The sequence below is a fragment of the Vandammella animalimorsus genome (assembly GCF_002288875.1).
Classification (GTDB): Bacteria; Pseudomonadota; Gammaproteobacteria; order Burkholderiales; family Burkholderiaceae_C; genus Lampropedia; species Lampropedia animalimorsus.
On record NZ_NTBH01000028.1, the window covers coordinates 1 to 1088 of the forward strand.

Annotated in this window: 1 protein-coding gene; it reads left to right on the forward strand. The window is 53.8% G+C overall.

Annotated elements, in window-relative coordinates; genetic code table 11:
- Positions 1-1088: hypothetical protein (locus CLI93_RS15250; RefSeq protein WP_238946654.1), on the forward strand; the 1088-nt coding region annotated here is incomplete at both ends.

The window sequence follows — 1088 nt, forward strand, 5'->3', positions numbered from 1 at the left end:
AAAAATGAAACTTTCTGCGCATGAAGCGGCTCTGTTGTCTGAAGCATGTTATACAGACTTTGATCCTGGTGATGATGGGGTTTTGAGTAATGATGAAATTAAAGGGCAACTAGTTGGAAAAGGTTTCTCAAAATCCCAAGCCAATGACTTCGTTACCCGCTGGGAGGTCGTTTATCAAGAAAGAAACACCCCATCAGGCTTCTCAGCCACCTTGTTCAAAAGCAAGGACCCCAATGCAGCCCAGCCCTATGTGGTGGCGGTGCGCGGCACGGAGTTTGGCCTGCAATGGCAGCCGCCCTTTTTCACGGCGGATGTGCAAGCCGATGTAGGCGATATCATTCTCGATGGCATTACCATTGATCAAACCATTGACTTGTACAACTTCATGCAGCGCATTGCCACGCCCAAGGGGCAGGCTTTTCGGCTTAAATCTTTGATGCGGCTTGACGAAGACCCGGACGATGTGGATGCAAGCCGCCGGGATGTGATCTTTGATGCCACGGAAACATGGCGCAGAGTGCGCACGATTGTGGATTCCACTTTCTCCCAGGGGGTGCTGGAGCAGCCGGTGGATGTGTCGCAAATCATGGGGGCCGTAGGCCATTCGCTGGGCGGGCATTTGGCCACCGCCTTGACGCGGCTGTTTCCTGGGCTGGAGGCCACGACGATCAATGGCGCGGGTTTTGCTCTAGGAATTTTCAAGGGCTTGAGCGGGCATGCTAGAGCCAATATCAGAAACCTGTTCCATATGCTGGGCGGTACGTCTGAATACGATGGCAGCAAAATGGTCAATTACTATGGGTATAAAAATCCAGAGGTTGTGACCCAGCATAGACTGCTGCGCCAAGCAGGCGGGCATGAGCCGATTTACATCGAGCAGGACACTTTCTGGGGCAATGTGCTGGGCCACGGCTCCGGGCAAATGAACGACAGTTTTGCGGTATTTCGGCTGATGCAGGGCCTGAACAAGGACTTGAGCCTGTCGCAAATCGATTGGATTTTGACGGCCATCTCCGACGACGAGGGCATGACGCTGGAGCAAACGCTGGAGCGCATTGGCCGGCTGTTCTGGCTCAACGGCACGCCAG